Source organism: Pseudomonas sp. TMP9, from assembly GCF_037943105.1.
GTDB lineage: Bacteria > Pseudomonadota > Gammaproteobacteria > Pseudomonadales > Pseudomonadaceae > Aquipseudomonas.
Genome location: NZ_CP149803.1, coordinates 3,120,762 through 3,147,049 on the forward strand (window position 1 = coordinate 3,120,762; position 26,288 = coordinate 3,147,049).

The 26,288-nt window shown below is 59.9% G+C and carries 22 protein-coding genes; 16 read left to right on the forward strand and 6 right to left on the reverse strand.

Annotation, left to right across the window (positions count from 1 at the left end):
• The first annotated feature begins 212 nt into the window (after positions 1-212).
• From glyA to trmA, 3 genes are all read left to right on the forward strand, one after another.
• A complete protein-coding gene (gene glyA, locus WF513_RS14805; protein WP_339080151.1) occupies positions 213-1,469 on the forward strand; it encodes a serine hydroxymethyltransferase in 1,257 nt (418 codons plus the stop codon).
• 271 nt (positions 1,470-1,740) lie between these two features.
• Complete coding sequence (locus tag WF513_RS14810) at positions 1,741-3,033, forward strand: NCS2 family permease (RefSeq protein WP_339080152.1); 1,293 nt, start codon at positions 1,741-1,743, stop codon at positions 3,031-3,033.
• Between the two features lie 29 nt (positions 3,034-3,062).
• The gene (trmA, locus tag WF513_RS14815; protein WP_339080153.1) at positions 3,063-4,151 is read left to right on the forward strand and encodes a tRNA (uridine(54)-C5)-methyltransferase TrmA; all 1,089 of its coding nucleotides are present in this window, start codon (positions 3,063-3,065) and stop codon (positions 4,149-4,151) included.
• 14 nt (positions 4,152-4,165) lie between these two features.
• Here trmA and WF513_RS14820 read toward each other — a convergent pair whose 3' ends face one another.
• Positions 4,166-4,552 carry a DUF4345 family protein gene (locus WF513_RS14820; RefSeq protein WP_339080154.1) on the reverse strand — a complete coding sequence of 129 codons (387 nt, stop codon included), beginning with the start codon at positions 4,550-4,552 and terminating at the stop codon, positions 4,166-4,168.
• 127 nt (positions 4,553-4,679) lie between these two features.
• Between WF513_RS14820 and WF513_RS14825 the strand changes: the two genes are divergently transcribed.
• A complete protein-coding gene (locus WF513_RS14825; RefSeq protein WP_339080155.1) occupies positions 4,680-5,114 on the forward strand; it encodes a DUF411 domain-containing protein in 435 nt (144 codons plus the stop codon).
• A gap of 150 nt (positions 5,115-5,264) precedes the next feature.
• Here the strand turns inward: WF513_RS14825 and WF513_RS14830 are convergent, their stop codons facing one another.
• The 5 genes from WF513_RS14830 to WF513_RS14850 form a co-directional block, all read right to left on the reverse strand.
• Positions 5,265-6,152, reverse strand: coding sequence for a PA4780 family RIO1-like protein kinase (locus WF513_RS14830; protein WP_339080156.1), 888 nt, complete (start codon positions 6,150-6,152; stop codon positions 5,265-5,267).
• Positions 6,153-6,436: 284 nt separating this feature from the next.
• Entirely contained in the window at positions 6,437-8,347 is a 1,911-nt protein-coding gene (speA, locus tag WF513_RS14835; protein WP_339080157.1) for an arginine decarboxylase, read from the reverse strand.
• 125 nt (positions 8,348-8,472) lie between these two features.
• Positions 8,473-8,844 carry a translation initiation factor Sui1 gene (locus WF513_RS14840; protein ID WP_339083603.1) on the reverse strand — a complete coding sequence of 124 codons (372 nt, stop codon included), beginning with the start codon at positions 8,842-8,844 and terminating at the stop codon, positions 8,473-8,475.
• A gap of 316 nt (positions 8,845-9,160) precedes the next feature.
• On the reverse strand, positions 9,161-9,697 hold the full coding sequence (locus WF513_RS14845) for an NUDIX hydrolase (protein WP_339080158.1): 537 nt from the start codon (positions 9,695-9,697) through the stop codon (positions 9,161-9,163).
• Positions 9,698-9,700: 3 nt separating this feature from the next.
• Positions 9,701-10,774, reverse strand: coding sequence for a DUF2333 family protein (locus WF513_RS14850; RefSeq protein ID WP_339080159.1), 1,074 nt, complete (start codon positions 10,772-10,774; stop codon positions 9,701-9,703).
• 307 nt (positions 10,775-11,081) lie between these two features.
• Here WF513_RS14850 and WF513_RS14855 point away from each other — a divergent pair, with 307 nt between their 5' ends.
• From WF513_RS14855 to purD, 12 genes are all read left to right on the forward strand, one after another.
• Entirely contained in the window at positions 11,082-12,701 is a 1,620-nt protein-coding gene (locus tag WF513_RS14855) for a PleD family two-component system response regulator (RefSeq protein WP_339083605.1), read from the forward strand.
• Between the two features lie 166 nt (positions 12,702-12,867).
• Positions 12,868-14,832, forward strand: a complete 1,965-nt coding sequence (locus WF513_RS14860; RefSeq protein WP_339080160.1) for a methyl-accepting chemotaxis protein — start codon at positions 12,868-12,870, stop codon at positions 14,830-14,832.
• Between the two features lie 116 nt (positions 14,833-14,948).
• Positions 14,949-16,715, forward strand: coding sequence for a protein-disulfide reductase DsbD (locus WF513_RS14865; RefSeq protein WP_339080161.1), 1,767 nt, complete (start codon positions 14,949-14,951; stop codon positions 16,713-16,715).
• A 118-nt stretch (positions 16,716-16,833) separates the two neighbouring features.
• Positions 16,834-17,283 carry a type II 3-dehydroquinate dehydratase gene (aroQ, locus tag WF513_RS14870; protein WP_339080162.1) on the forward strand — a complete coding sequence of 150 codons (450 nt, stop codon included), beginning with the start codon at positions 16,834-16,836 and terminating at the stop codon, positions 17,281-17,283.
• Between the two features lie 22 nt (positions 17,284-17,305).
• Complete coding sequence (accB, locus tag WF513_RS14875; RefSeq protein WP_339080163.1) at positions 17,306-17,761, forward strand: acetyl-CoA carboxylase biotin carboxyl carrier protein; 456 nt, start codon at positions 17,306-17,308, stop codon at positions 17,759-17,761.
• A 17-nt stretch (positions 17,762-17,778) separates the two neighbouring features.
• A complete protein-coding gene (gene accC / locus WF513_RS14880; protein WP_339080164.1) occupies positions 17,779-19,128 on the forward strand; it encodes an acetyl-CoA carboxylase biotin carboxylase subunit in 1,350 nt (449 codons plus the stop codon).
• Positions 19,129-19,325: 197 nt separating this feature from the next.
• Complete coding sequence (gene prmA / locus WF513_RS14885) at positions 19,326-20,204, forward strand: 50S ribosomal protein L11 methyltransferase (protein ID WP_339080165.1); 879 nt, start codon at positions 19,326-19,328, stop codon at positions 20,202-20,204.
• Positions 20,205-20,280: 76 nt separating this feature from the next.
• Positions 20,281-21,600, forward strand: a complete 1,320-nt coding sequence (locus WF513_RS14890) for a DUF3426 domain-containing protein (RefSeq protein ID WP_339080166.1) — start codon at positions 20,281-20,283, stop codon at positions 21,598-21,600.
• 179 nt (positions 21,601-21,779) lie between these two features.
• On the forward strand, positions 21,780-22,778 hold the full coding sequence (dusB, locus tag WF513_RS14895; protein WP_339080167.1) for a tRNA dihydrouridine synthase DusB: 999 nt from the start codon (positions 21,780-21,782) through the stop codon (positions 22,776-22,778).
• Positions 22,775-23,095 carry a DNA-binding transcriptional regulator Fis gene (gene fis / locus WF513_RS14900; RefSeq protein WP_339080168.1) on the forward strand — a complete coding sequence of 107 codons (321 nt, stop codon included), beginning with the start codon at positions 22,775-22,777 and terminating at the stop codon, positions 23,093-23,095. The genes dusB and fis overlap by 4 nt, the downstream gene beginning before the upstream one ends.
• A gap of 89 nt (positions 23,096-23,184) precedes the next feature.
• The gene (gene purH / locus WF513_RS14905; protein ID WP_339080169.1) at positions 23,185-24,792 is read left to right on the forward strand and encodes a bifunctional phosphoribosylaminoimidazolecarboxamide formyltransferase/IMP cyclohydrolase; all 1,608 of its coding nucleotides are present in this window, start codon (positions 23,185-23,187) and stop codon (positions 24,790-24,792) included.
• Positions 24,793-24,906: 114 nt separating this feature from the next.
• Positions 24,907-26,196, forward strand: a complete 1,290-nt coding sequence (gene purD, locus WF513_RS14910; protein ID WP_339080170.1) for a phosphoribosylamine--glycine ligase — start codon at positions 24,907-24,909, stop codon at positions 26,194-26,196.
• The last annotated feature ends 92 nt before the right edge of the window (positions 26,197-26,288 follow it).

A 26,288-nucleotide genomic window follows, 5' to 3' on the forward strand; every position in this document is an offset into this window, starting at 1 on the left:
ATAAATGAGCGACTGCGGCAATAAGCCGCAACCGTGCATTTTTAGGCGGCGCGACCCGCACAGCGGCGTGGCAGGCAGCGGCTAAAGCATGAGCGGTGCATGAACTGCACGCACCCAACGGATGATCACGCTTCATGTGCCTGTTCGTCTCGAATGGGTTAGAATTTGCACCCTCTTTCTACCGCCCAGCTGATTTTTCTCAGGGGAATGCTATGTTCAGCCGTGATTTGACTCTTGCCCGTTATGACGCCGAATTGTTTGCCGCGATGGAGCAAGAAGCCCAGCGCCAGGAACATCACATCGAGCTGATCGCCTCGGAAAACTACACCAGCCCAGCGGTGATGGAAGCTCAAGGCTCGGTACTGACCAACAAGTACGCCGAAGGCTATCCGGGCAAGCGTTACTACGGCGGTTGCGAATACGTCGACATCGTTGAGCAACTGGCCATCGACCGCGCCAAAGAACTGTTCGGCGCCGACTATGCCAACGTCCAGCCGCACTCTGGCAGCCAAGCTAACAGCGCGGTCTACTTGGCCTTGCTTAACGCTGGCGATACCGTACTCGGCATGAGCCTGGCCCACGGCGGCCACCTGACCCACGGCGCCAGCGTCAGCTTCTCCGGCAAGGTGTATAACGCCGTGCAGTACGGTATCGATACCGTCACCGGCTTGATTGACTACGACGAAGTCGAGCGCTTGGCGGTTGAACACCAGCCGAAGATGATTATCGCCGGTTTCAGCGCTTACTCGCAGATCCTCGATTTCCCACGTTTCCGCGCCATTGCTGACAAAGTCGGCGCCTACCTGCTGGTTGATATGGCGCATGTGGCCGGCTTAGTGGCGGCAGGCGTGTACCCGAACCCAGTGCCGTTCGCTGACGTGGTCACCACCACTACGCACAAAACCTTGCGTGGTCCGCGTGGCGGCCTGATCTTGGCCCGCGCTAATGAAGCGTTGGAGAAGAAATTCAACTCTGCCGTATTCCCAGGTGGCCAAGGCGGCCCACTGGAGCACGTGATCGCCGGTAAAGCGGTGTGCTTCAAGGAAGCCATGCAGCCTGAGTTCAAGACCTATCAAGAACAAGTGATCAAGAACGCCCAGGCCATGGCCAGTGTGTTTATTGAAAACGGTTTTGATGTGATCTCCGGCGGCACCAAGAACCACCTGTTCCTGCTCTCGCTGATCAAGCAAGACATCACCGGTAAAGACGCCGACGCCGCCCTGGGTCGCGCTTTTATCACCGTGAACAAAAACAGCGTGCCGAACGACCCACGCTCGCCATTCGTCACTTCCGGCCTGCGTATCGGCACCCCCGCCGTGACCACGCGTGGCTTCAAGGAAGATGAGTGCCGCGCACTGGCCGGCTGGATTTGCGAGATCCTCGCCAACTTGGGTGATGAGGCCGTTGAAGCGCGCATTCGCGAGCAAGTCAAAGCGGTCTGCGCCAAGTTCCCGGTTTACGGCAACTGATACCCCGCGCTAACCGATAAGGAGCCCGCCCATTGGCGGGCTTCTTTTTGCCTGAATAAATCAGTCAACACCCGCATAAAAAGCGCGCGGGCAGCACTTAACTGCGCCGCAGGCAAACTGTCTGGTCGGTCATAAATTCACCGCACCCAAGCGAGCTGATATAGTGCGCGGCTTTTCTAGAGCACCGGCAAACCATGCACAACTGTGCGCCTGTGCTTTGCTTTCAATTTGCATACACACGGCCTAAAACGCCGTCATTGGGGAGCTCCGCATGCTGGAAAGATTGTTCCAACTCAAGGCCCACAACACCACGGTGCGCACCGAGATGCTGGCGGGGCTGACCACCTTCCTGACGATGGCTTACATCCTCTTCGTCAACCCCAACATGCTCGCCGAAACCGGCATGGACAAAGGCGCGGTATTTGTCGCCACTTGTCTGGCAGCGGCCATCGGCTCGGCCGTAATGGGCTTGGTTGCCAACTACCCGATTGCTCTGGCACCCGGCATGGGCCTGAATGCTTTCTTCACTTACACCGTGGTGCTGACCATGGGCCACACCTGGCAGGTGGCATTGGGGGCAGTCTTCCTCTCTGGGGTGATCTTCTTTTTGCTGTCGATCTTCAAGATTCGTGAGTGGATCATCAACAGCATCCCCATGGAACTGCGCGCCGGCATTGCCGCCGGTATTGGCCTATTCCTGGCGATCATCGCACTGAAAAATGCCGGCATTGTGGTGGACAACCCGGCCACGCTGGTCGGCCTCGGCGACCTGACCCAGGGTGGCCCGCTGCTGGCCTGCATGGGCTTCTTCGTGATTGCTGCATTGGCTTACCGCCGTGTGACGGGCGCGGTGATGATCGGTATTTTGCTGGTGACCGGCCTGTCGATCCTGCTCGGCCTGTCGCAACTCAATGGCGTGGTTTCGATGCCGCCGTCGCTGATGCCGACGCTGCTGCAACTGGACATCATGGGCGCGCTGGATATCGGCCTGCTCAGCGTGATTTTCGCCTTCCTCTTCGTTGACCTGTTTGACACATCCGGCACCCTGGTCGGCGTCGCACAAAAAGCCAACCTGCTCGACAAAGACGGCAAAATGCCCAAGCTTGGCCGCGCCCTGCTGGCCGACAGCACCGCAACCATGGCCGGCGCCGCACTGGGCACCTCAACCACCACCAGCTATATCGAATCCGCTGCGGGTATCAGCGCAGGTGGCCGTACCGGCCTGACCGCATGCGTGGTGGCGGCGCTATTTTTGCTGAGCCTGTTCTTCGCCCCGCTGGCAGGTTCTGTACCGGCCTTCGCCACGGCACCGGCCCTGCTGTTTGTCGCCGTGCTGATGATGAGCAGCTTGGCGCAAATCGATTGGGATGACCTGAGTGTTGCCGCGCCTGTGGTCGTCGCGGCCCTCGCCATGCCCCTGACCTTCTCGATTGCCAACGGCATTGCCTTCGGCTTTATCGCCTGGACGCTAATCAAATTGCTGGCTGGCCGCTGGCGCGACCTGAATGTCGCACTGGTGGTGCTGTCAGCCCTGTTTGTGGTCAAACTGGCGTACTTCGCCTGATACCCTCCTTTTTTTGAAAAGAGTCTTGCATGAGCCGCTCCCTGTTCGATCCCGCTCGCTACGCCGCCCAGCTTGCCGACAAGCAGCAGCGCCTGATCGAGCTGCTGGCGCCGTTCAACGCCCCGGCACCCGAGGTATTCGAGTCGCCACGCGAGCACTACCGCCTAAGAGCCGAGTTCCGCTTGTGGCGCGAGGGTGAAGACCGTCACTACGCCATGTTCGAGACCGGCGATAACCGCACTCCGATCTTTTTTACAGACTTCCCCATCGCCAGCGTACAGATCAACCAGCTCATGCCGCAGTTGAAAGCGGCGTGGCAGACCAGCAACGCACTGAGTTTTAAGCTGTTTCAGGTCGAATTCCTCACTACCCTGGCTGGCGACGCGCTGATTACCCTGTGCTACCACCGCCCGCTGGACGACGCCTGGCAAGCCGCCGCTGAGCAACTCGCCGCTGAGTTACAGGTGAGCATCATCGGCCGCTCCAAGGGCAAGCGCGTGGTGGTCGGCAAGGACTATGTAGAAGAGAAACTCAACGTCGCGGGCCGCACCTTTAGTTATCGCCAACCCGAAGGCGCGTTTACCCAGCCCAATGGTGAAGTGAACCAGAAGATGCTGAACTGGGCCTATGACGCCCTCGGCGAACGCCACGATGATTTGCTCGAGCTGTATTGCGGCAACGGCAATTTCACCCTGCCGCTGGCCACCCGCGTGCGTAAAGTGCTGGCCACCGAGATCAGCAAGACCTCGGTAAATGCCGCGCTGGCTAACATGACCGACAACCACATAGACAATGTCAGCCTGGTGCGCTTGTCCGCTGAAGAGCTGACCGAAGCACTCAATGAGGTGCGCCCATTCCGCCGCCTGGCCGGCATTGAGCTGAAAAGTTATGACTTCGGCGGCGTGTTCGTCGACCCACCACGTGCTGGCATGGACCCGGACACCTGCGAACTAACCCGGCGCTTTGAGCGCATTTTGTATATCTCCTGCAACCCAGAAACACTGGCCGCCAACATCGCTCAACTCAACGACACCCACAAAGTGACGCGTTGCGCGCTGTTCGACCAGTTCCCCTATACCCACCACATGGAGTCAGGCGTGTTGCTGGAGCGCCGCTAAGCACTCATTCAGGGCTAGGTGCGCGGCAGCCCGCGCAGCGCCCAGAAGCACAGCACGACCGACACCACCTCAAGCAGCAGCGCGTAGAGGTTGAACGTTTGCTGCGCGCCGCCGTCGAGCCACAAACCGCCCATGCGCGCTAACGCCATTGAACTGTAAAGCAGTACCAGCAGGGTCAAGGCGGCGCGCGTCAGGTCCAGACGGCTTAGCGACACGCCAATAAACGCCGCCAGACCAATCTGCAAACCACCATAGAACGCGCGCATATCGGTCGCAGCGGCAGGCGCCATCAGCAGCATACCGCTGAGATTGGCCATTTGATGGGGCTGAATAAAATAAGCCAGGCCCAGCCCGGCCAACGCCACTAGCTGAATAATCAGAACAACGCGTGCAAGTAACATGGACAGTACCTTGAACCGGAAATCGAGCATGCAGCATAAGCTCCAGCCGAGCATTTCGGAAATCGACTGTGGCTGACCTGCGGGTCGACCGGTATGCTTTCACGCACGTTCAACAGGAGCCATCGCCATGCGTAAGCTACTTTTTCTCGCCGGCCTGTTCAGCAGCCTCAGCATTGCCGCCGAGCCGCTGAATATCGACGTGCACCGAGACGCCAACTGCGGGTGCTGCAAAGCCTGGATCAGCCACTTGGAGGACAACGGTTTTACCGTCACCGACCATGTCGAGGCCGACATGGTCGCCGTCAAGCAACGCCTTGGCGTCCCGCCGCGGCTGGCGTCTTGCCACACCGGGGTGATCGACGGCAAGTTCGTCGAGGGCCATGTACCTGCCGCTGACATCCTCACGTTACGCAGTCAGGTCAATCTAATCGGCGCAGCCGTGCCGGGCATGCCCACCGGCTCGCCCGGTATGGAATATGGCAACGTACGCGATGCGTACCAAGTAATTGGCTTGGATAAACGCGGCGACGATCAGGTCATCCGCGAATACCCGGCTAATTGAGCGACGCAAACCTGAACTGACGCTGCAAGCCTACCTCGATACCGTTAAGGCCTCGTCATTAGGCGTCACCACTGAGCGCAATAGAGCGCTCATAAAAAATGCCGTTCACGGCTGCAGTGAACGGCATTTTGGTCTAGCCAGCGACTGTACTTATTGCGCCCACGGCGGCGGCGGCTCTTCACCTGTTGGAGCATCGTCGGCATTCAACAGCGCCTGACGGCGTTCCTCATCGGCCAGTGCGGCTTTGATTTCACGCATCACCGCGTCGATATCGGCTGCTTCTTCTGGGTCATCAAACTCACCCGTCAACGGCGTTTCTGGGGTCAGCTCGCCCGCCTCATAAAGCGCCCACATTTCTTTGGCGTACTTGGTAAAGCGCAACTCTGGAGCAAACTGCCCAAAGTAGGCGGACATGTTGCCGACATCCCGCTCAAGCATTTTGAATGCATGGTTATTGCCTGCCGCATCCACTGCCTGTGGCAAGTCGATAATGACCGGGCCTTCGGGGCCGAGCAGCACGTTAAATTCAGACAGGTCGCCATGCACCAGACCGGCGCAGAGCATCTTCACCACTTCCCGAATCATAAAGGCATGAAATTCGCGGGCATCGTCTGGGTGTAGGTCAACATCATTCAGGCGCGGTGCAACATCACCTTCGCCGTCATTGACCAACTCCATCAACAACACGCCTTCAAGAAAGTCATACGGCTTAGGCACCCGCACACCGGCACTGGCCAAGCGAAACAGAGCCGCCACCTCGGCATTCTGCCAAGCATCTTCCTGGCCCTTGCGGCCGTACTTAGAGCCCTTGGCCATGGCCCGCGCGTCACGGCTGTTACGCACCTTTCGGCCTTCTTGGTATTCAGCGGCCTGACGGAAACTGCGTTTGTTGGCCTCCTTATAGACCTTGGCGCAGCGCAGCTCATCGCCGCAGCGCACCACATAGACTGCGGCTTCTTTACCGCTCATCAGTGGACGAACCACTTCATCAACCAGCCCGGCCTCAACCAGAGGCTCAATACGTTTTGGCGTCTTCATCAGCTTTAATTAGGGGTCCTGTGTTGCCCAAGTCGACTCTGCCGCCCGTTATACGTCAATCCGTGCCAAGCGCCCACCCTCAGCAGCACTGGGCGAGCAAACGGAGCCATAAATGCAGGCATAAACACTGGGTGGCGGCCTGTTTTATAGGACTCACAACCTGTCGCGCCGCTGACTCGAGACAGCTTACCGCACGAGCCTGCCAACAGCGCCGCTGCACGAGGCACGCTGCACACGACAAAAGACCCTGCGCTGCAGGGTCTTTTGTATACAGCCTGCGGCTATTACGACAAGTAAGACGAGCGGGTCAGGCCCAGGCGCAGCGCATCAAGGTATTGCGTGCGCTCACGCGGGGTGATTTTGGCGCTGGCCACTTTGTCGCGGTAGTGGTTCATCAACTCCTCCGGCGACAGGTGCACGTAGCGCAGCATGTCCTCGATGGTGTCGTGGGTTTCAATGCCGGCGTGGTACACGCTGCCATCTTGGTTCTGGTAGATGTTGACCGAATCGGTATCACCAAACAGGTTGTGCATGTCGCCGAGAATTTCCTGGTAAGCGCCGACCAGGAAGATGCCCAGCAAGTAGTCCTCACCCTCACGCACCTCGTGCACCGGCAAGCTGGTCTCGATGCTCTGCTCGTCGACGTACTGGCGGATTTTGCCGTCAGAGTCGCAGGTCAAGTCTTGCAGCACCGCGCGACGCATGGGCTCCTCGTCTAAGCGATTGAGCGGCAGAATCGGCAGCACTTGGCCAATCGCCCACGTGTCCGGCAGGCTCTGGAATACTGAGAAGTTGCAGATGTACTTGTCGGCCAGCTTGTCGTTCAGCTCATCCAGCACTTGACGGTGCGAGCGCTGGCGGGCTTTCAGCGAGTTGTGCAGGCGCCGGCACACAGCAAAGTAGCACTGCTCGGCTAGGGCCTTCTCGGTCAGGCTGAGCTTGCCATCGGCGTACTGGGTGGCCACATCGCTCATGTAATGCGTGGCGCGCCAGTAAGTCTCGGTGACCATCTCAATATCGGTCGGGCCAAGCAGCTCAACCAGATAACGCACCGTTTCCGGCAGGTCGGTTACGTCCTCGATCTTAGGGATCGCGTCGTTATGCTTTTCCACATCGGTAACCTGCACCACCAGCACGGCGTGGTGGGCGGTCAGCGAGCGGCCGCTTTCCGAGAAAATATGCGGGTGCGGCAGCTCTTGAGCGTCGCAGAACTCTTTGAGCATGCCGACCACGACACCGGCGTAATCGTCCATGTCGTAGTTGATCGAGCTGTCGTTGCGCGAATGGGTGCCATCGTAGTCCACGCCCAAGCCGCCGCCGACGTCGATGTGGTCAACCGGCAAGCCGAGACCGCGCAGCTCGCCGTAATAGCGAATAGCCTCTTTAAAGCCGTGCTGGTAATCCGCCAGGTTGGCGATCTGCGAACCCATATGGAAATGCAGCAGACGGATGCCTTGGTCCAAATCGGCAGCGCGGAAGCGCTCAACCACCGACAGCAACTGCGCCGCCGACAGGCCAAATTTGGACTTCTCGCCGCCGGTATCAGCCCATTTGCTGGATGCCAGTGAAGACAAGCGCACGCGCAGGCCGATCTGTGGACAGACCTTAAGGTCGGCCGCCTCCTCGATCACCAACTGCACTTCGGACTCTTTCTCAATCACGATAAACACGTTGTGACCGAGCTTCTGCCCCATCAGCGCCAGCTTGATAAATTCACGGTCTTTGTAACCGTTGCAGACAATGGTGCCACCCTTCGGCGCCAGCGCCAGCACAGCCATCAGCTCTGGCTTGGAGCCGGCCTCCAGACCGATAGAAACGTCTTTGGTGGCAATGATGTTTTCCACCACCGCTTCCTGCTGGTTAACCTTGATTGGGTACAGCGCGGTGTACGGGCTCTGGTATTCAAGCCGGGCGATATTGGCGTCGAAAGCCCCGGTCAGCTGGCGTACGCGGTCTTGCAGGATGTCCGGGAAGCGCACCAGCAGCGGCAGTGACAGGCCGCTGGAACGCAGCTGATCGATCTGTTCATACAAGTCGATTGGCGTGCTTTGCGGGCCATTAGGGCGAACTTCGACACGGCCCTTGTCACTGATCGCGAAATAGCCCGCGCCCCAATGGCGAATGCCATAAACGCTGCGGCTGTCCGCTACGGTCCACTGGCTGCCGTCATCTTTGCGTGTGCGTCGTGCAGACATTGAAGTCTCCCTTACTGGCGATAATGGCCCTGGCATAGCCAAGGCGCGTACAAATTAAAGTCTGGAAATGGCCATAACCCGGCAATTGACAACGCAACTGCCGAGCACGTTTAGAAAAAAATGGATCAGCCGCCGGACTTCTTGGCTTTAAAGCCGTGCTTGATCAGTTCAGCGATTAGCAATTCGACATGATCACCTTGAATTTCGATGACCCCATCTTTGAGCGAGCCGCCGCAGCCGCAGCGCTTTTTTAGCGTCGTGACCAGCTCTTTCAGCGGCTCTTCGGCCAGCGGCACGCCGCTGATGCTGGTCACTGTTTTGCCGCCGCGGCCCTTGGTTTCGCGGCGCACGCGGGCGATACCATCACCGTCAGGGATGTGGGTTTGTTTGCAGGTGCAAGCGCCCACCGGCTGGTTGCAGTCCGGGCAATGCCGGCCGCTGTCGGTGGAGTACACCAAGCCGCTGAGGGCGGCAAATGAGGAAGCTTTCTTGACCACCGGTTTGTCCTCGAAGGGGTCAGGATAGCGACTGGTCGACTGAGCAAGCCTGTCGACCGCAAGGCCCCACTCTGGCAGGGGCAGCGCACCTTGGTGAGACACGACCAAGGCTTGAAGGCGGCGCAGTGTAACGGCAAAAAGCCCAGCTGCTAAGGGCAAAAATGCGCCATTAATCGGCGCATTGGCGACGCTGTGCAGGATGCCGAACAAAGCGTCCACTTATCCTGCACAAAGCCTTACACGGCGTGGCGTTAGCACCACTGGTTAAGGCCGTAGGATGAGGCGGACAGCGTAGGTTGAGCCTGCGATAACCAGCCTACGCAATAGCCGCTAAATAACGCTGCAAAGCGGCCAGCGAGTCAGGGCAATAAGGCAAATGCTGAGCTTCGGCCAAGGCTTCTTCGATGGGAATAAAGCGCGCTTCCAGCACTTCCTCCGGTTGCAGCACCAACGGCGCATCAGACACCGTCGAATAGACCCTGCACCACAACCGGCTTTCTGCGGCGTCGTAACGAAAGTGCGCCTGCTCAACCAACACGCAATCGCAGATGCCCAGTTCCTCCGCCAGCTCGCGAGCCGCCGATTCAGCGTAGCTTTCGTCTTCGAGCACCATGCCGCCAGCCGCCATATCCCAGTAGCCCGGGTACAGCGCTTTGCTCAGGGTGCGCCGGTGCACGCACAACAAGCCGGCACTGTTAAACAGCAAAATATACGTGCCTCGGCCACGTAAATGGCGTTGGCGAAATTCGCTGCGCATCACCCCGCCGAGCAGCAGGTCATCTTCGTCGACCCAAGCGATGCGTTCGCTGTCAGAGGCAGCGCGGTGCGCCACCTCAGCCGCAGTCCAGGGCACCGATCAGCCCTGCGACAGCAGTTGGCGTAAATCAATCAAGCCCGCATTGGCCCGCGAAATGTAGTTGGCCATCACCAGCGAATGGTTAGCCAGCAGGCCATAGCCGCTACCGTTAAGGATCATCGGGCTCCACAGTGGTTCCTGTGCGGCTTCCAGCTCGCGAATAATCTGCCGCACGCTGACGGTGGCATTTTTCTTGGCCAGCACATCGGCAAAGTCCACCTCAATGGCACGCAGCAAATGCGCCAACGCCCAGGCCTGACCACGGGCTTCATAGAACACGTTGTCGATCTGCATCCAAGGCGTTTCGTTGGCCGCGCCCTCGACAAAGTTGGCTTGCGAAACGCTGTCAGCTTGGCTTGGGTCCACTTCTGCGGTGTTTAAGCGAACCTGGCCAACGCTGGCTGAAAGGCGCTGCGACAACGAACCCAAACGCGTTGCGGCATCGCCCAACCAATTATTCAGGTTGTCGGCGCGGGTGTAGAACTGCGCATCGGTTCGGCTCGGGTCGGATAAGCGCGCCAAGTAGCGATCAAGCGACTTGATGCCTTCGGCGTATTCAGCCTCAGAAGCCGGCAGCGCCCAGCTCTTGTTGTCGAAGTGGAAGCGCGGCTCGGCTTTGGCCAAATCCGGGTCCTCGGTGGACTGCGACTGCGAACGGGTGAAGTCCTTACGCATGGCACGCGACATATCACGCACCTGCACCAGCACGCCAAATTCCCAGCTCGGCATATTGTCCAGCCACAGGCCCGGCGGAGCGAGGTCGTTGGACAGATAGCCACCCGGCTTATTGAGCAAGGTGTTGGCCACTTGTTTGAGCGTTTCACCCGTGGTGTAACCGTTCACCAACTTGTGCCCACGTGCTTGAGCGGCCGCCTCGGCGCGCTGCTGCACAGAAAACTGAGCTGGCTCTTGGCTCCAGTACCAACCCACGACCACGGCCAGCAGCACATAAATAGCCAGCAAGACGCCGGCGGTACGCGGCACCCAGCCTACCGAGGATGCGCGAGTAGAGGTGGCGGTTGAGCCTGCCGTGCTCTGTTGCGCGCCGGCAGTTCGATTCTTCCAATCCAACATGGCATGTGTCCTTTTTTACCTACATTGCGAGTTCGCAACCGGCCTGCATAACCGGCCGCTGCCCATTCGACCACAACCCGCGAGCAGGGTTGCGCAATTGCCTTGCACTATAAGTGAAGCGCAGCCGGCTGGGCAGCAGCGAACAACACGCTCAGCACATATAGACCCAGTCGCGCATCTGCGACGCCGTCGACAAAAGGCCGACGTCAATAGATCGACGGTGCTCGCAAGGGTGATGGCCAGTGGTAACATTGCCAGCATTAAGCCATTACTCGGCGGCGCGCGCCGCATTCAGCGAAATCAGGCCATGACCGAGCAAGAAGACCCCAGCCGCGACCGCCTCAAGCAGCACTTCGCCCAGCGCGTGATCAATCAGGCGCGTCAGGTCTTAGAAGTTTGGCAACGCTTGCAACGCAGCGAGTGGAATGAAACCGGCATGACTGAGTTGCGCGAAGCGGCGCAACTGCTGCACCGCTATGCCGAGCGCTTCGACCAAACCGAGCACAGCCAACTGGCTCAAGAAATTGTCAGCTGCTTGCAATTGGTGGCCGATAACCGAGGCCGCCTCAACAGCGAGCTGATCAGCCAGCTTAACCAACTGCTGCAACGCCTATCACGCACCGGCCTGCGCCACGGCGATCGTTTTGAGCAGACTGTACTGCCGCCATTGCGCAAGCCCGTTTATCTGGCACTGCAGCATCCGGATCGCACCGAGCAACTGGTGCAGCGTTTGGAATTTTTCGGCATGAACGCCATCGCCCTAGACACGGCCAATGCCTTCCGCAACGCCATGCTCGAACGCCACCCAGCAGCGATACTGATGGAAGTCGACTTTTCCGGTCCTGGCTGCGGCCTGCTGCTGGCAAAGAGCGTGCAAGAAGGCCTGGAACATCCAATCCCGTTGTTGTTCTTCAGCCCTGAAGACACCGACACCATGACCCGTTTATCGGCTGTGCGCGCGGGCGGCCAGGAGTTTTTCACCGGCAGCCTAGACGCCTCAAACCTGTTTGAGCGCATCGAAGTACTGACCAACGTCTCGCAGTATGAGCCTTACAAGGTGTTGATCATCGACGACTCGCGGGCCCAGGCCACGCACACCGAGCGCGTACTCAACAGTGCCGGCATCGTCACCCGCACCTTGACCGAGCCCATCCAAGCCATGTGCAACCTGGCGGAGTTTCAGCCGGACCTGATCATCCTCGACATGTACATGCCCGAGTGCGATGGCCCGGAACTGGCTCAGGTGATTCGCCACAACGACCGCTATGTCAGCGTGCCGATCATCTACCTGTCGGCCGAAGACGACTTGGACAAACAACTCGATGCCATGAGCGAAGGCGGTGACGACTTTCTCACTAAGCCGATCAAGCCACGCCACCTCATCGCCACCGTACGCAACCGCGCCTCCCGCGCGCGCAACCTCAAGGCGCGCATGGTGCGTGACAGCTTGACCGGTTTGTACAACCACACGCATACCCTGCAATTGCTCGAAGACGCACGTTTTCGTGCTGAACGCGACGGCCAGCCGCTGAGCTTTGCGATGATCGATATCGACTTCTTCAAGAAGGTCAACGATACCTACGGCCATCCCATGGGCGACCGGGTGATCAAAAGCCTGGCGCTGTTTCTCAAGCAACGCCTGCGAAAGAGCGACCATATCGGTCGTTACGGCGGCGAAGAGTTTGCCGTGGTTATGCCTGGCACCGACGCCGAATCAGCCCGTCGAGTTATCGACGAAATCCGCCAGCGTTTCGCGGAAATCCAGTATTCGGCGCAACCGCATGACCTGTCCTGCACCTTCAGTTGCGGCATCGCTGAGCTGGCGCCACAACTGGACGGCAAACTGCTCTCGCAACAGGCTGACCTCGCGCTGTATGTGGCCAAGCATGGCGGCCGAAATCAGGTGGCGATCTATCAGGGCGACTGAATGTGCGTGCTCTGCTGCCTTAGCCACCGCAGGCAACCCAGCAAAAAACTGTGACGCAGTCGGCTCCGTCATATTACGGTCATGAAAAAGCAATAAGTTCTGACGCTTAGTAGCCGCCTTGACGCATGCGTCGGCGGCCGGAACCGTTCGTTATCGGTCGAGCCTCATGCGCCTGAAATCATTTACCAACCTCAATACCGTGCTGCTGGTCACTGTTTGCGCGGCCTTAGCCGTCACCCTGTGGTGGTCTCAGCGCGCTCTGGAACGCCCCTATTTGCTGATGGAGCGCTACCTGAGCCTGTCCCAGCAGTTTCAGGGCGAAGCCGCACAAAACATCAACGCCTACCTGGATAGCGGCGACGCCCTGCGCCACAGCGCGGCCCTAAAATCGCTGGACAGCCTCGAACAGGCGACGACTGAGCTGCCCGCACAACTGGCCGCCAACCTTCGCCCCAGCCTCGTCGCACTCAAAGCCTTCAGCGCCAACCAGCTGCTGGCTGCCGGCAAGCTCTCCGCCGACCCGCAAGGCCTGCTGCTGCAGGCAGAACGCGAGATGGACGCAGCGCTGGAGCAACTCGCGCAATACGCCGACAGCGGCGCAGCCAGCGCCGCGGCCAATTACCGAAGCCCGCTGTTTAGCGCGGCACGGCATCTCACCCGCCTGGCCCATGCCCGCGACAAGCTGGTACGCAGCGGCCGCAGCGAACTGGCCAGCGAGGTCGAGCGCGAGCTGGCAGGGCTGAGCAAACAGGCGCAAGCGCTTAGCAACCTGCCGCTGCTTGGCGTAGCCGATGCCAGCCAGTCGTCTGGTGACGCCTTTGCCGATCTGCTGGGGCTGGACGCCAGCAGCGACAGCAGCCAAGCCGAAGACCGTGGTATCGCTCTCAAACGCGACATGGCCAACCTGATCAGCCGCTACCCGGCCGAACTGCAACGCACCCGCAGCCTGATCGAACAGCGCAGCGTGCTGGCCAACAGCACCCGTACACAGATCGATCAGGTGCAGCAAGCACTGGCCGCGCTGGAACCCTTAGTACGCGCCGAACACGGCCGCATCCAGAGCGAAGTGCAGCTGATCCTTGGCCTGATGATTGGCGTGATTTTGCTCATCGCGCTGATCATCGACACCCTCCAGCGCCGCTTGACGCGCATCCTTACGCATCTAGCACCCGCACTGTCGGCCTGGGCTCGGGGCGATTTCGCCGCAGACATCCACCTCGGCTCGCACACCCAGGAGCTGAGTGATATCGAAGCGTCACTCAATCGCCTGCGCGCCTACTTGGTCGATCTGGTCGGCACCATTCGCCAGCATGCGGAGCACGTGGTTGGTTCCAGCCGAACCCTGGCCGACCTCAGCGGCGGCTTGCACAGCGGCGCTGAACGCCAGGCCGGCGATACCGCTCAGATCCGCGACGCTCTCGGCGAACTGCAAGCGACTATTCAGCAAGTGGCGGGGGACGCCAGCCAGGCTGCTGACGCTAGCCGCGATGCTAACCGCGCCTTGGAACAGGGTCAGCAGGTAATCGGCCACAGCCTGGCCGGCCTGCATTCGCTGGTCGATGAAGTGCAGGGCAATGCCCAGGCAATCGAACGCCTGGCTGAAGAAACTGCGACTATCGGCAACGTACTGACGGTGATTCGCGGCATTGCCGAGCAGACTAATCTATTGGCCCTGAATGCGGCCATCGAAGCGGCGCGGGCCGGCGAGCTGGGCCGTGGTTTTGCCGTGGTCGCCGATGAAGTGCGCTCGCTGTCGCAGCGCACCAGTGGCGCCACAGCGCAAATTCAGGAACTGATCGGTCGCCTGCAACAGGCCGCACTGCAATCGGTGCAGGCCATGCGCACGCAGGTCGAGCACGCCGAAGCCACCGCCAGCCAGGCCGAAGCCGCCGATGGCGCACTGGATGAAATCGTCATGGCGATCCGTACCATCGCCAGCATGGCCGAGCGCATTGCCGATGCCACAGCACAGCAGAGCGGCGCAGTCAGCGAGATTCGCGGGCACAGCGAACGCATCCATCAGCTTGGCAGCGACAATCTGCAACGCATCGGCGAGGGTCGCCAGCAGGGCGTCCAACTGCTGCACCTCGGTGGCCAGCTGAACACTGCCGTACAAGCCTTTAGGGTCTAACCGCGGCACTATGTCGCGCACCATCTGGCCTGCAGACAAAACCGTTTACAGGCTTGGGCATGCGCGCGGGACTTAGCCCCGCTATGATGCGGCGACATTCGCATAACGAGTTCGCCATGCACCGTTTTCTCTGCCTGCTTTTGCTGTTGGTCGCATTGCCGGCCGGCGCCAACCTGTTCGATAAGCCGCCCGCCCCCGCCCAGCTAGGTGCGGCACTGAATAACAGCAATGAGTTCCTGCCGGTGGGCGAGGCGTTCAAGCTGAGCCTAATCAGCAGTTCCGGCGAATCAGTAAAACTGCGCTTTGTCGCCGCCGAAGGGTATTACCTGTATCGCCACCGGCTCAGCTTTAGCAGCGAGCCGGCGGACATCCGCTTGGGCGACGCGGTTCTACCCGCGGGCCAAGCCAAGCACGACGAATACTTTGGCGATGTAGAGGTGTATTACGAGGTGCTGGATGTCGAGGTACCGCTCGACAACCCGGACAACCGCCCCTTTAACCTCAGCGTCAACTACCAAGGCTGCGCGGACAAAGGCTTGTGCTACCCGCCGCAAACCGAGGTGCTGGCCATTGGTGGTGGTGCGGCATCCAATGGCGTCGGCGCTGAAGGCGCGAGCGCTTGGAGCTGGACCGACCTGGCGCTGTTTTTCCTCGGTGGCCTGGCGCTGACATTCACCCCGTGCGTATTGCCGATGCTGCCTATTCTCACGGGCGTAGTGCTGCGCGGCCAACCTGGCGGGATGCGCAGCCTGGTGCTATCGCTGGCCTATGTGCTGCCGATGGCGCTGAGCTTTGCCATCCTCGGCGCGCTGATGGGCCTGTTCGGTGCCGAACTTAACTTGCAAGCCCGCATGCAATCACCCTGGGTGCTGGTGCCGTTTGCGATCTTCTTCGCCCTGTTCGGCGCGGCCAGCTTGGGCTTTCTTGAGCTGCGCCTGCCCGCGGCTATCGATGGCCCACTGCAACGCCTTAGCCAACGCCTGAAAGGCGGCACCGTCCTCAGCGCCGCGTCACTTGGCGTTCTGTCTAGCGTACTGGTTTCGCCTTGCGTTTCCGCACCGCTGGCCGGCGCACTGCTGTACATCAGCGCCAGCGGCGATGCCCTAGGGGGCGGTCTGAAATTACTGGCCTTGGGCCTCGGTATGGGCGCGCCGCTGGTGCTGTTTGCCGTTGGCGGCGGCGCCCTTCTGCCGAAATCCGGAACGTGGATGGTGGCGGTGCGCAACCTCTTTGGCGCGCTGCTGATGGCGGTGGCCATCTGGCTGCTGGAGCGCGTGGTGCCCGGCCCGGTTAGCTTGGCGCTGTGGGGCTTACTGGCTGCCGGTGTGGCGCTGTGGCTCGGCGCACTGGAGCTGACACCGAAAACCCATCACCAAAAACTTGCGCAGCTGCTTGGCCTACCATTTCTGGTTTTTGCTTTGGTGGCCTGGGTCGGCGCGTTGCAGGGCCAAGATGATCCGCTGCGTCCACTGGGTCGAATGGTTAGCAATGCAGAGGCCACAGCGGTGAAGTCCAGCCAGTGGCAAACCGTAACCACCCCCGCCGAACTGGATGCTGCTCTGCGCAATGCGCAGAACAATGGCACCCCGCTGCTGCTCGACTGGTACGCCGATTGGTGCATCAGCTGCAAAGTAATCGAGCGTGAAGTGTTTCCTGCAACCGAAGTGGCCCGCCAGCTCAGCGACTTTCAACTGGTGCGTTTTGACATCACCGAAAGCAACCCCGCTCAGCGCGCGCTGCTCGACCGCTACCAGCTGTTTGGCCCACCGGCCATTCAGCTGTTTGACGGCAAGGGTGACGAATGGCTAGACCTGCGGGTCGTCGGCGAGGTGGACGCCGCGACCTTCGCGGCCCGCCTGACCACAGCACGCGAACGCTTTTAGGCCCTGCGGCCCACCAATTCACGCAATCTGCGGCCATCATGTCGACTACTGCCGAGAACTGGACAGCTCGGCGCTGTCGCGGCATAGTCCTAGTAATAAAAAATAAGGACTCAGAATCATGGCGACCTTTCTGGTACTGCACGGCCCCAACCTCAACTTGCTCGGCACCCGCGAGCCGGGGGTTTACGGCGCAGTGACGCTGGAGCAGATCAACACGGATCTGGAGCGTCGCGCGCGCGAGGCCGGGCATCATCTGCAGTACCTGCAGAGCAATGCCGAATATGAGTTGATTGAGCGCATTCACGCCGCACACAGCGAAGGCGTCGACTTTATTCTGATCAATCCGGCCGCTTTTACTCACACCAGCGTCGCATTACGTGACGCATTGCTGGCAGTGAGCATCCCATTCATCGAAGTGCACCTGTCCAACGTGCACAAACGCGAAGCTTTCCGCCATCACTCCTATTTTTCAGATGTTGCTGTAGGGGTGATCTGCGGCCTTGGCGCCAGCGGTTATCGGCTGGCCCTGGAGGCTGCACTTGAACAACTTGAACTTAAGCGCCCCTGACCTTACCGGGAGTTGAACCATTATGGATATTCGTAAAGTCAAAAAACTGATCGAGCTGCTGGAAGAATCCGGCATCGACGAACTGGAGATTCGCGAAGGCGAAGAGTCTGTGCGCATCAGCCGGCACAGCAAGCAGCCGGCCTTTATGCAACAGCCAATGTACGCCCCAGCACCTGCACCCGCTGCTCCAGCTGCCGCGCCCGTTGCTGCTGAAGCAGCTGCCCCGGTTGCAGCCAAGCTGAACGGCACCGTGGTGCGCTCGCCGATGGTCGGCACCTTCTACCGCGCGTCCGGCCCGACTACCGGTAACTTTGTTGAAGTCGGACAAAGCGTGAAGAAAGGCGACATCCTCTGCATCGTTGAAGCAATGAAGATGATGAACCACATCGAGGCCGAAACCAGCGGCGTGATCGACTCCATTTTGGGTGAGAACGGGCAGCCGGTGGAATACGACCAGCCTCTGTTCACCATCGTTTGAACCGAGGAGAGCCAGCGATGTTGGAAAAAGTTCTGATCGCCAACCGCGGCGAGATCGCCTTGCGCATTTTGCGCGCCTGCAAAGAGCTGGGCATCAAAACCGTTGCAGTGCACTCCACTGCTGACCGCGACCTGATGCACTTGGGCCTTGCAGATGAGTCCGTGTGCATCGGCCCAGCGGCTGGCACCCTGTCATATTTGAACATCCCGGCCATTATCAGCGCCGCTGAAGTGACCGGCGCGACCGCCATTCACCCAGGTTACGGCTTCCTCGCGGAAAACGCTGACTTCGCCGAACAAGTGGAAAACTCAGGCTTTGCCTTTGTCGGCCCAACCGCTGAAACCATCCGCTTGATGGGCGACAAGGTCTCCGCCAAAGACGCCATGAAGCGCGCAGGCGTGCCGGTGGTCCCCGGCTCCGACGGCCCGCTACCGGAAGACGAAGAAACAGCGCTGCAGATTGCCCGTGAAGTCGGCTACCCGGTGATCATCAAAGCCGCTGGCGGCGGCGGCGGTCGCGGCATGCGTGTGGTTTACCAAGAAGAAGACCTGATCAAATCAGCCAAGCTGACTCGCAGCGAAGCCGGTTCGGTGTTCGGCAACCCGATGGTCTATCTGGAAAAGTTTCTCGGCAACCCACGCCACGTGGAAGTGCAGATTCTTTCCGACGGCCAAGGCAATGCCATCCACCTGGGCGATCGCGACTGCTCGCTGCAGCGTCGCCACCAGAAAGTACTGGAAGAAGCGCCGGCACCGGGCATCAATGAAAAAGCCCGCGCTGAGGTGCTGCAACGCTGCGTCGATGCGTGCATCGAGATCGGCTATCGCGGTGCTGGCACCTTTGAGTTCCTTTACGAAGACGGCAATTTCTACTTTATCGAGATGAACACCCGCGTGCAGGTGGAGCATCCGGTGACGGAAATGGTCACGGGCATCGACATCGTTAAAGAGATGCTCAGCATCGCGGCTGGCAACAAGCTGTCGTTCAAGCAGAGTGACGTGGTCATTCGCGGGCATTCGCTGGAATGCCGGATTAACGCTGAAGACCCGGACAACTTTATGCCCTGCCCCGGCAAAGTCAGCCATTTCCATGCACCGGGCGGTAACGGTGTGCGGGTGGATTCGCACCTGTACAGCGGTTACACCGTTCCGCCGCACTACGACTCATTGATCGGCAAGATCATCACCTACGGCGCCACCCGCGACGAGGCCATGGCCCGGATGCGCAACGCGCTGGACGAGATCATCGTCGACGGCATCAAGACTAACGTGCCGCTGCACCGCATGCTGGTTCGCGACAAAGGCTTCTGCCAAGGCGGCATCAATATCCATTATCTGGAGAAAAAACTGGGCATGGATAAGCACTAAGCTGCGGCATAGCACGATCAGAGCCTGTTTTTAACGCTGCAGGGCCCGACGCACAGCAGATCATAAATAGGCTCTAGACAAGGGCTGCCATTCGGCAGCCCTTGTCGTTTCTGCTCGGCAGTGGCCGCCGCACCGCTGCATCAAGTAAGCTGCGCGGCCATTTGCACCCTCCCGTCACAACGCTCACGAGGTTTCCCATGCCCTGGTTACAAGTCCGTCTCGCCATCACCCCAGAGCAGTCGGAAACTTACGAAGATGCGCTGCTCGAAGTCGGCGCCGTCTCAGTAACCTTTATGGACGCCGAAGACCAGCCCATCTTCGAGCCGGACCTGGGCACCACGCCGTTGTGGTCGCACACTCATCTGCTGGCACTATTTGAGGCCGATACGCAGGCCGCTGCGGTGTTTGCTCACTTGCAACTGCTCACCGGCGTCGAATTGCCGGAACACCACGCCGAAGTGATTGCTGATCAGGACTGGGAGCGCAGCTGGATGGATGGCTTCCAACCGATGCGTTTTGGCCAACGCCTGTGGATCGTGCCGAGCTGGCACGCCGCGCCTGAGCCAGATGCCGTCAACCTGTTGCTCGATCCGGGCCTGGCCTTTGGCACCGGCACCCACCCGACCACCGCGTTATGCCTGGAATGGCTGGACAGCCAGAACCTGCAGGGTTGTAACGTCATCGACTTTGGCTGCGGCTCGGGCATCCTTGCCATTGCTGCCTTGTTGCTCGGCGCACCGCATGCCGTCGGCACTGATATCGACATCCAAGCCATCGAAGCCTCGCGCGATAACGCGGGGCGTAACGGTATCGATCCCACACGCTTCCCGCTTTACCTGCCCGAGCACATGCCGCAGGAGCCGGCCGATGTGGTGGTGGCCAATATTCTCGCCGGCCCGCTGGTGGCCTTAGCGCCGCAGATCACGGGACTGGTCAAAGCCGGCGGACGCTTGGCGCTGTCGGGCATCCTCGCCGAACAAGCCGAAGAGGTGCGCACCGCCTATGACCAGGCCTTTGCCCTCGACCCGACCGCTGACAAAGACGGCTGGGTCCGCATCAGCGGTGTGCGCCGCTAAGCACAGCGCCTTCCAAGCCTGCTGCATTAGCGAGCACTTACGTTAGACTAGCCGCCTTGTTCAACCGGACTGCCGCATGATCCAGAGCTTCATCACCCAGTGCCCCCATTGCCGTACCAGCTTTCGCGTGAGCCTTACGCAGCTGGGCGCGGCCCATGGTGCCGTGCGCTGCGGAGCCTGCCTGCATGTGTTCAATGCCGCGCAACAACTGCGCGAGCAAGGCCAACAGCTGACCGCCCCGCCAGCACCAGCCGCTGCACCGGCGCCATTGCCGAGCACATCGCCAGCGCCACTAGCGGTCACTCCCGTTGCCGCTCAAGCAATACCAGCCGTCCCCGCCAGCACTGACACACTGTGGATTCATGACGACCTCGATCTCGACAGCCTCAACCTTGATGAAGAGCTGGCCAAGCTCGACGCTCAAGAGCAGCAGTTGTCCAAACAGTTTTTAGCGATTGATAGCGCCACTCACACCCACGAAGGCTTTCTCGCACCGGAGCCCGCCGAGCACGACCCGCTCGACGAGCGCTGGGCAGAAGCCCTGTTGCAGGATGAACAGCCCAAGCCAGCCGCTAGCCGCACCGCCCCACACCAACCGCTGACGCCACAGGTGCAACCGACACGTGCACCGGCAGCACCGATATTGGCACCTGCTCCCGCTGCGATAAGCGAGCCCGTTGACGAGCCCGCGCACCAGTTCAACGTTATAGACCGCCGCCGGCAAGAGCCTGAGGCCGAACACATTGCACTGCACGCCGAGCCTAAGCTTTTTAGCGCACGGCGTGACGATGATGAAGAGGCCCAGCCGCCCACAGCGAAACAAGCCTTACGCGCCGAACCTGAATTGCGTGACGAACACCTGTTTGAGCTGGATGATGAGCCGCTGCAACTGGACTGGCAGCCGCAGCAGAAACCTTGGGGACGCTGGATCGGCTGGGGCCTGCTGAACCTAATCGGGGCGATGGCCTTGGCCGGGCAGTACGTGATGTATCACTTCGACGAGCTGGCCCGGCAAGATCAGTACCGTCCGTGGTTTGAACAACTGTGCCCGAGCGTCGGCTGCCTGCTGCCGTCCAAGGTCGATATCGCCCAAGTCAAAAGCAGTAATCTGGTGGTACGCAGTCATCCCGAATTCAGCGGTGCGCTGGTCGTCGACGCCATCCTCTACAACCGTGCGCCGTTCTCGCAACCTTTCCCGCTGCTGGAAATGCGCTTTGCCGATATCAACGGCCAACTGCTCGCCAGCCGCCGCTTTAAACCCAGCGAATACCTGGCCGGGGAGCTGGCGGGTAACGCAGAAATGCCGCCACAAACGCCGATCCATATCTCCTTGGACATCCTCGATCCGGGCACCCAAGCGGTGAATTACAGCCTGAGTTTCCACTCCCCGGAATAACGCGGCGCGGGCTAATAGCTGGAAATTTCGCAACAACCAAACCCTTCGCGATAAGCCCGCAACTGTTCATAATTTGTTCAAAACAGCCTTTATCCACTCATTCAGAGCGGGTATCATGCCCACCCTTTTTAGCACTCTCCTATTTGTTCAACAGCAGGTCTCTTGAGCAGGGAAGCCCTATGTCGGCGCTACGCATCGGCCCTTACACATTGACCAACGCCCTGATTCTCGCCCCGATGGCGGGCGTCACTGACCAGCCCTTTCGTCAGCTGTGTAAACGCATGGGCGCAGGCTTGGTGGTGTCAGAAATGGTCACCAGTGATGTGCGTTTGTGGAACACCCGCAAATCGAGCCTGCGCATGATGCACAGCGGTGATCCCGAGCCGCGCTCGGTGCAGATCGCCGGTGGCGACCCTGAGATGCTCGCCGAAGCAGCCAGACGTAACGTAGAGCTGGGCGCGCAGATCATCGACATCAACATGGGCTGCCCGGCAAAAAAAGTCTGCAACAAGGCTGCCGGCTCCGCCCTGCTGAAGGATGAGCAACTGGTGCGCGAGATTCTTCAGGCAGTTGTCGCCGCGGTGGATGTGCCGGTGACCCTGAAGATTCGCACCGGCTGGGACCGCGAACACAAGAACGGTATCAGCGTGGCGAGGATCGCCGAAGACAGCGGCATTGTTGCGTTAGCCGTGCATGGCCGCACCCGCGCTGATTTATACAGGGGCGAGGCCGAGTACGAGACCATTGCCGCGATTAAACAGGCCGTGTCGATTCCGGTGCTGGCCAATGGCGATATTGACTCACCCGAGAAGGCCAAAGCCGTTCTCGCGGCCACCGGTGCTGATGGCCTGCTGATCGGTCGCGCGGCGCAGGGCCGCCCTTGGATATTCCGTGAAATTGAGCATTTTCTGCGTACCGGCGAACACCTACCGGCACCCAGCTTGTATGAGGTGGAACGTATTCTGCTTGAGCATCTGGCTGCACTGCACGCCTTCTACGGCGATGTTATGGGCGTACGCATTGCCCGCAAACATGTCAGCTGGTATCTCGCAACCTTGCCGGGCGCCAAGGAGTTTCGCGCCCAGTTCAACCGTATAGACAGTACGGACGCGCAGTGCACCAACGTTCGCGAGTTTTTCAGCGAACGTCATAACAATGGAGAAGGGGTGGCCGCATGACGATGTTGACCGAGACTTTAGGAAGTGTGATGGCGCCCGTGAGTGACAACAGCAGTTTAAAACAGCACCTGAATACGCCTAGCGAAGAGGGGCAAACCCTGCGCGGCAGTGTTGAGAAGGCGCTGCACAACTACTTTGCCCATCTTGAGGGCGCGGACGTCTGTGACGTCTACAACTTGGTGCTCACTGAAGTGGAAGCGCCGCTGCTGGAGACCGTGATGAACTACGTCAAGGGTAACCAGACCAAAGCCTCCGAACTGCTCGGTTTGAATCGCGGCACCCTGCGCAAAAAGCTCAAGCAATACGATCTGCTGTAACCGCGAACTCCCGAAAAGGGCGGCCCATCAAAGCCGCCTTTTTTGCTGGTAATTTTTTTGCTGACACCTCAGCTCTGATGGACTCTGAAATGACCGACCAGACCACCCGCCTCCCCGTTCGCCGTGCCTTGATCAGTGTGTCCGACAAGACCGGCATCCTTGAGTTTGCTCGCGAGCTCGTCGCCCTGAATGTGGAGATCCTCTCCACGGGCGGCACTTACAAACTGCTCAAAGACAATGGTGTAGCTGCCGTAGAAGTGGCCGACTACACCGGCTTCGCGGAAATGATGGACGGTCGAGTGAAGACCCTGCACCCGATGATCCATGGCGGCATCCTCGGTCGCCGCGGTATCGATGACGGCATCATGACTGAGCACGGCATCAAGCCGATCGACCTGGTCGCCGTTAACCTCTACCCGTTCGCCGCCACTGTAGCTAAGCCGGGCTGCAGCCTGCCGGACGCTATTGAGAACATCGACATTGGCGGCCCAACCATGGTTCGCTCCGCCGCGAAGAACCACAAAGACGTGGCCATCGTGGTCAACGCTGGCGATTACACCGGTATCGTTGAGTCACTGAAAGCGGGCGGCCTGACTTACGCCGAGCGCTTCGCCCTGATGCTCAAAGCTTTTGAACACACCGCGGCCTACGACGGCATGATCGCCAACTACCTGGGCACCATCGACCAAACGACCGAAAGCCTGTCCACTGAAAACCGTGGCACCTTCCCGCAGACCTTCAACAGCCAGTTCGTCAAAGCCCAAGAAATGCGCTACGGCGAAAACCCACACCAGAGCGCAGCGTTCTATGTCGAGGCCCTAAAAGGTGAGGCCAGTATTTCCACTGCCGTGCAGCTGCAAGGCAAAGAGCTGTCGTTCAACAACGTGGCCGACACAGATGCCGCGCTGGAGTGTGTGAAGAGCTTTGTTAAGCCCGCCTGCGTGATCGTTAAGCACGCTAACCCGTGCGGCGTGGCCGTGGCTTTGGACAGCGAAGGCGGCATCCGCCAAGCCTATGAACTGGCCTACGCCACCGACACCGAGTCAGCGTTTGGCGGCATCATCGCCTTCAACCGTGAACTGGACAGCGCCACCGCCCAGGCCATCGTCGAGCGCCAGTTTGTTGAAGTGATTATCGCGCCGAAAATCAGCTTGGAGGCCCGCGCCATCGTTGCGGCTAAAGCCAACGTACGCCTGCTCGAATGCGGCGAATGGGCGGCCGAACGCAGCGCCGGCTGGGACCTCAAGCGGGTCAACGGCGGCCTGCTGGTACAGAGCCGCGACATCGGCATGATCAAGGCAGAAGAGCTGAAAATCGTCACCCAGCGCGCCCCGAGCGAGCAGGAAGTGCACGACCTGATCTTCGCCTGGAAAGTGGCCAAGTTCGTCAAATCCAATGCCATCGTCTACGCCAAAAACCGCCAGACCATCGGCGTCGGTGCCGGCCAGATGAGCCGGGTTAACTCCGCGCGCATTGCCGCCATCAAGGCTGAGCATGCCGGTTTGAAAGTGGCGGGATCAGTCATGGCCTCCGACGCCTTCTTCCCGTTCCGCGACGGTTTGGACAACGCCGCCGCCAATGGCATTACCGCGGTGATCCAACCCGGCGGCTCGATGCGCGATGCGGAAGTGATCGCCGCTGCCGACGAGGCCAATATCGCGATGGTATTCACCGGCATGCGTCATTTCCGCCATTGATGACGTGGTGGATGGCTACGGCCATCCACCCTACATCGCACCCATTCGTAGGGTGGATAGCGCTTTATCTATCCACCAATCGGGCCACAGGCCCGCCTCCAGAGGGAGAGAGACATGAACGTATTGATCATCGGCAGCGGCGGTCGTGAACACGCCCTGGCCTGGAAAGTCGCGCAGGATAAGCGCGTCGACACCGTCTTCGTGGCCCCCGGCAACGCCGGCACCGCCACTGAAGCCAAGTGCGAAAACGTCGCCATCGACGTGCTGGATATCGCAGCGTTAGCTGACTTTGCTAAAAAGAATGTGCAGCTGACCATCGTCGGCCCGGAAGCGCCGCTGGTGGCGGGGGTGGTTGATCTGTTTCGCACGCGCAAGCTGGATGTGTTCGGCCCCACCGCCGCCGCCGCGCAGTTGGAAGGGTCCAAGGCTTTCACCAAAGACTTCCTCGCCCGCCACGGCATCCCGACGGCTGACTACCAGAACTTCACCGAAGTTGAGCCGGCCCTGGCTTACTTGCAAAAAGTCGGCGCGCCCATTGTGATCAAGGCCGACGGCCTGGCCGCCGGTAAAGGCGTAATCGTCGCCATGACGCTCATTGAAGCCGAAGACGCTGTGCGCGACATGCTCGCCGGCAATGCCTTTGGCGAAGCCGGTTCGCGGGTGGTGATTGAAGAGTTTCTCGACGGTGAAGAAGCCTCGTTTATTGTCATGGTTGATGGCAAAAACGTGCTGCCGATGGCCACCAGCCAGGACCACAAACGTGTGGGCGACGCTGATACAGGCCCCAACACCGGCGGTATGGGCGCCTATTCTCCAGCCCCGGTGGTCACCGCTGAGGTGCATCAGCGGGTGATGGATGAAGTGATTTACCCAACCGTGCGCGGCATGGCCAGCGAGGGTAACGTCTACACCGGCTTCCTCTATGCTGGGCTGATGATCGACAAGAGCGGCCGAGCGAAGGTGATCGAATTCAACTGCCGCTTTGGCGACCCAGAAACCCAGCCGATCATGCTGCGCTTGGAGTCCAGCTTGGTGTTGCTGGTGGAAGCAGCACTGGCCAAAGCGCTGGATAAGGTCGAAGCCACGTGGGACCCTCGCCCGACGGTGGGAGTGGTCATCGCCGCAGGCGGCTACCCGGCTGATTACAGCAAGGGCGATGTGATCGAAGGCCTGGACGCTGCGGCGCAACTGGATGGCAAAGTCTTCCACGCCGGCACTGCACTAAAAGAGGGCCAGGTTGTGACCGCCGGTGGTCGCGTACTGTGCGCCACCGCCATTGGTCGTAGCGTTGAAGAGGCCCAACAACAAGCCTATCGTCTGGCTGAGAAAATCCGCTGGGATGGCAGTTTCTACCGCAACGACATCGGCTACCGAGCCATTGCCCGCGAACACCAAGCTAAATAAAAGACCGATAGTGGCCAAAACGCTACAAAGGTGGCCAATTGGCCGCCTTTGTCATACGCCTCTGGCGGGCAGCTTGGCTATAATCTCGCCAC

Excerpts from the sequence above, each read along its gene's own strand:
- glyA (WP_339080151.1), top strand. The coding sequence starts at position 213 with ATGTTCAGCCGTGATTTGACTCTTGCCCGTTATGACGCCGAATTGTTT.
- WF513_RS14810 (WP_339080152.1), top strand. The coding sequence starts at position 1,741 with ATGCTGGAAAGATTGTTCCAACTCAAGGCCCACAACACCACGGTGCGC.
- trmA (WP_339080153.1), top strand. The coding sequence starts at position 3,063 with ATGAGCCGCTCCCTGTTCGATCCCGCTCGCTACGCCGCCCAGCTTGCC.
- WF513_RS14820 (WP_339080154.1), bottom strand. The coding sequence starts at position 4,552 with ATGTTACTTGCACGCGTTGTTCTGATTATTCAGCTAGTGGCGTTGGCC.
- WF513_RS14825 (WP_339080155.1), top strand. The coding sequence starts at position 4,680 with ATGCGTAAGCTACTTTTTCTCGCCGGCCTGTTCAGCAGCCTCAGCATT.
- WF513_RS14830 (WP_339080156.1), bottom strand. The coding sequence starts at position 6,152 with ATGAAGACGCCAAAACGTATTGAGCCTCTGGTTGAGGCCGGGCTGGTT.
- speA (WP_339080157.1), bottom strand. The coding sequence starts at position 8,347 with ATGTCTGCACGACGCACACGCAAAGATGACGGCAGCCAGTGGACCGTA.
- WF513_RS14850 (WP_339080159.1), bottom strand. The coding sequence starts at position 10,774 with ATGTTGGATTGGAAGAATCGAACTGCCGGCGCGCAACAGAGCACGGCA.
- WF513_RS14855 (WP_339083605.1), top strand. The coding sequence starts at position 11,082 with ATGACCGAGCAAGAAGACCCCAGCCGCGACCGCCTCAAGCAGCACTTC.
- WF513_RS14860 (WP_339080160.1), top strand. The coding sequence starts at position 12,868 with ATGCGCCTGAAATCATTTACCAACCTCAATACCGTGCTGCTGGTCACT.
- WF513_RS14865 (WP_339080161.1), top strand. The coding sequence starts at position 14,949 with ATGCACCGTTTTCTCTGCCTGCTTTTGCTGTTGGTCGCATTGCCGGCC.
- aroQ (WP_339080162.1), top strand. The coding sequence starts at position 16,834 with ATGGCGACCTTTCTGGTACTGCACGGCCCCAACCTCAACTTGCTCGGC.
- accB (WP_339080163.1), top strand. The coding sequence starts at position 17,306 with ATGGATATTCGTAAAGTCAAAAAACTGATCGAGCTGCTGGAAGAATCC.
- accC (WP_339080164.1), top strand. The coding sequence starts at position 17,779 with ATGTTGGAAAAAGTTCTGATCGCCAACCGCGGCGAGATCGCCTTGCGC.
- prmA (WP_339080165.1), top strand. The coding sequence starts at position 19,326 with ATGCCCTGGTTACAAGTCCGTCTCGCCATCACCCCAGAGCAGTCGGAA.
- WF513_RS14890 (WP_339080166.1), top strand. The coding sequence starts at position 20,281 with ATGATCCAGAGCTTCATCACCCAGTGCCCCCATTGCCGTACCAGCTTT.
- dusB (WP_339080167.1), top strand. The coding sequence starts at position 21,780 with ATGTCGGCGCTACGCATCGGCCCTTACACATTGACCAACGCCCTGATT.
- fis (WP_339080168.1), top strand. The coding sequence starts at position 22,775 with ATGACGATGTTGACCGAGACTTTAGGAAGTGTGATGGCGCCCGTGAGT.
- purH (WP_339080169.1), top strand. The coding sequence starts at position 23,185 with ATGACCGACCAGACCACCCGCCTCCCCGTTCGCCGTGCCTTGATCAGT.
- purD (WP_339080170.1), top strand. The coding sequence starts at position 24,907 with ATGAACGTATTGATCATCGGCAGCGGCGGTCGTGAACACGCCCTGGCC.